The 1,535-nt window shown below is 56.6% G+C and carries 1 protein-coding gene; it reads right to left on the minus strand.

What is annotated here, in order from left to right; all coding sequences use genetic code 11:
• Positions 1–72 precede the first annotated feature (72 nt).
• Positions 73–1,458, minus strand: coding sequence for an IS1182 family transposase (locus ATO10_RS15770; protein WP_035253452.1), 1,386 nt, complete (start codon positions 1,456–1,458; stop codon positions 73–75).
• Between the last annotated feature and the right edge of the window lie 77 nt (positions 1,459–1,535).

Here is a 1,535-nt window from a genome sequence, read left to right on the forward strand (position 1 = left end):
GATTCTGTGGAAAAACAACGTGTTGCTGACGCAGAAAGCGCGGTGCTGAACATAGCGCGAGCGCCTTTTCTATCAGGCTTTGCGCGTTTGCTGCGGTGCGGGAAAGATCTTTGCCAGTTTGCGGAGGTTTTGGGCGGTTGCGGCGAGGAGGAATTCGTCATTTGCACCGCATGGTCCGCGTAATCGGAGCCGCCCGAGGCCGAGAATGCGTTTGAGGTGAGCGAAGAGCATCTCGACCTTCTTTCGGAGCTTCATTGAGATCTCGTATTGGCGGGTCTTGGCGATGTCGCGAGCGACTTGACGTGCGTCTTCGTGTTCTTCACGTGTGATCTTGCGAGCGTCGGCATTCGGGCAGCATTTGGCCTTTGATGGGCAGGCCTGGCAGGTCAGTTTCAATGCGCGATAGCGGGCTGTGCCTTTGCCGGTGGGTCCTCGGTTCGGGTCGGAATAGTTGCGACGGAACTGCTTCAGCGCGTGCCCCTCCGGACAGATGTATTGATCGTTCTCTGCATCCCATTCGAAGTCAGCACGCGTCCATGTGCCATCGCTGCGGCTGGACTTGTCAAAGACAGGAATGTGTGGGGCGATCTTGCGTTCGACAAGCCAGCCCAACATCGGCCCGGTGCCATAGGCGGTATCTGCGATCAGGCGCTCCGGGTGCAGATCAAACCTGTCTTTCACGCGCCTGAGCATTGTTTTGGTGGACCCAACCTCGGCCTGCCGAATGGATCGTGTGGCCTCGACGTCGACGATGACCCCATAATCCGTATCGATCAGATAATTGTCGGAATAGCTGAAGAATGCAGGACCTTTGCGGGCTGCCGTCCATTGACTGGCGGGGTCGGAATGTGATGTGAACTTCGGCTGCACATTGCTGGCAGCGCCAAAGGCCGCCTCATCCAATGTGTCGAGATACTCTCGAACGGCGCGTGGTGCATCCATGGGATCAATGGTTGTCGCGTCCCATTCTTCCTTCGGTGTCGAGTTCTGCTTGTTGGCGTCAGCCTCGATCAGACTGGCGTCGATGGCCATACGTTGGCCGCTCACGAGACCCTCTGCGATGCAACGGGTAACAGTCGTCTCAAACAAATGGCGCAGCAGTTCGCTCTCCCGAAACCGCCCATGTCGGTTTTTCGAGAAGGTCGAATGGTCGGGCACGCGGTCATTGAGGTCGAGCCGACAGAACCATCGATAGGCCAGGTTCAGATGCACTTCCTCGCACAGGCGGCGTTCGGAGCGGATGCCAAAGCAATACCCCACCAGAAGCATGCGGATCAGGAGTTCAGGGTCGACAGAAGGGCGGCCCGTGTGGCTGTAGAACTCCGCAAGATGGGTGCGAATGCCACTCAGATCGACAAACCGATCAATCGAGCGCAACAGGTGGGCTTGAGGCACATGATCTTCCAGCGAAAACTCGTAAAACAAAGCCGCCTGCGCTTCTTGTCTCGGTCCCATCATCACTCAATCCCCCGTTCAATATGGAAATTGAATCAGTGACTTCGGCCTCGATCAAGGGTGAGTTTTTCAACAGAATA

The organism is Actibacterium atlanticum (assembly GCF_000671395.1).
Taxonomy (GTDB): domain Bacteria; phylum Pseudomonadota; class Alphaproteobacteria; order Rhodobacterales; family Rhodobacteraceae; genus Actibacterium_D; species Actibacterium_D atlanticum.

Bases quoted from the DNA above. Each gene is read 5' to 3' on its own strand.
- ATO10_RS15770 (WP_035253452.1), bottom strand. From the start codon at position 1,458: ATGATGGGACCGAGACAAGAAGCGCAGGCGGCTTTGTTTTACGAGTTT.